Consider the following 420-nt stretch of genomic DNA (forward strand, 5'->3'; position numbering starts at 1 on the left):
GACGGCGAAGTCCTCCTCGGCGCCGACCGGAACGTCCACGTGGACCACGTTGCCGAGCAGGAGGAGCAGCCGCTTGGCCTCGGCGTCGGCCTCGTCGCGGGCGACGTCGGCCGCCTTGACCTCGGCCTTCAGCCGGTCGGCCTTCCCGAGGAGTTCGGCGCGCTCCTCGGGGGTGGCCTTGGGGATCAGCTTCCCGAGCGACTTCTGCCCGGAGCGGAGTTCGTCGAAGCGGAGGCCGGACGACCTGCGCAGCTCGTCGGCGGAGAGCAGTGCGTCGACGAGTGCGACGTCCTCTCCACGGGCGCGCTGGGAGGCGCGAACACGGTCGGGGTCCTCACGGAGCAGGCGAAGGTCAATCACCCCTCAAGGCTACCGGTGCGGACATCCCCCACTCGAACCGATATCGACGTGTGCGGCGTT

The 420-nt window shown here is 70.2% G+C and carries 1 pseudogene; it reads right to left on the reverse strand.

Annotation, left to right across the window (positions count from 1 at the left end):
• A pseudogene (locus G3I17_RS39400) lies at positions 1 to 360 on the reverse strand (serine--tRNA ligase); the annotation flags it as partial.
• Positions 361 to 420: the final 60 nt, after the last annotated feature.

It is taken from the genome of Streptomyces sp. SID13031, from assembly GCF_010548305.1.
Taxonomy (GTDB): domain Bacteria; phylum Actinomycetota; class Actinomycetes; order Propionibacteriales; family Kribbellaceae; genus Kribbella.